General features: G+C 60.9%; 2 protein-coding genes. Both read left to right on the plus strand.

The annotated features are described in order from the left end of the window. The coding region (locus EYY67_RS24265; RefSeq protein WP_131694605.1) for a GpE family phage tail protein at positions 1 to 91 on the plus strand (91 nt) is incomplete at its 5' end. Next, positions 84 to 1,237: phage tail tape measure protein (locus EYY67_RS24270; RefSeq protein ID WP_131694606.1), on the plus strand; the 1,154-nt coding region annotated here is incomplete at its 3' end. The genes EYY67_RS24265 and EYY67_RS24270, both read left to right, overlap by 8 nt.

Consider the following 1,237-nt stretch of genomic DNA (forward strand, 5'->3'; position numbering starts at 1 on the left):
GCCGTCAGAACTGAACCCGATGACGCTGACCGAGCTGCTGGTGTGGCGTCATAAGGCCATGCAGCGCAGCGGAGCCACCGACAGTGAGTAACTTAAAAGTAGAGGTGCTGTTAAAGGCGGTTGACCAGGCGACCCGCCCGTTTAAAGCAGTGCAGAACGCCAGTAAGGCGCTGGCCGGAGAGATTAAAACCTCACAGACCAGCCTCAGAGACCTGAACGCCCAGGCCGGAAAAATTGACGGCTTCCGTAAATCCAGCGCACAGCTTGCCGTCACCGGTCAGAAACTCAAAGACGCCAAAGCGGAAGCGGCGGCGCTGGCGATCCAGTTTAAAAACACCGCCAGCCCGACCCGCGCCCAGGCGCAGGCCATGGAGTCCGCGAAGCGCATCGCCGCGCAGTTGCAGACTCAGTTCAACGGCCTGCGCCAATCGGTGCAGCGTCAGCGCACGGAACTCAGCCAGGCGGGCATCAGCACGCGCACGCTGTCTGACTCTGAACGCCGCCTGAGAACGTCCATCAGCGAAACCACCGCCCAGCTCAACCGGCAGCGTGAATCTCTGGCACGGGTCAGCGCGCAGCAGGCCAAACTCAACGCGGTGAAAGGCCGGTATCAGGCCGGTAGACAGTTCGCCGGAAGCGTGACTGGCGCAGGTGCTGCGGGGGTCGGGATTGCGACGGCGGGCACGGTGGCCGGTGTCGGTATGCTCAAACCCGGCTTTGACTTTGCGTTGAAAAACTCTGAGTTGCAGGCGACGCTCGGTCTGGCGAAAGATTCCGCCGATATGGCGGCGCTGCGCACCCAGGCGCGGCAGCTCGGCGACAACACCGCCGCGTCTGCCGATGATGCCGCCGCCGCGCAGATCATTGTCGCGAAAGGTGGGGGGGACAAGGACGGCATTCTGGCGGCGACGCCGACCATCCTGAATCTGTCCCTGGCGAACAAGCGCACCATGGAGGAAAACGCCACCCTACTCATGGGTGTTAAAGCTGCAATGGGTCTGAGCAACGATAATATTGCTCACATCGGCGATGTCATTTCAACGGCTATGAACAAGTCCATGGCAACATTTGACGGTCTGTCAGACACCATGACTTATCTCGCCCCTGTTGCAAAATCAGCAGGGGTCAGCCTGGAGCAGACAGCCGCAATGGCTGCCGCCCTGGCAGATGCCAAAATCACCGGTTCAATGGCGGGTACTGGGGCGAAGGCAGTGGTTACACGCTTACAGGCACCAAC

It is taken from the genome of Rahnella victoriana (assembly GCF_004330295.1).
GTDB lineage: Bacteria > Pseudomonadota > Gammaproteobacteria > Enterobacterales > Enterobacteriaceae > Rahnella > Rahnella victoriana.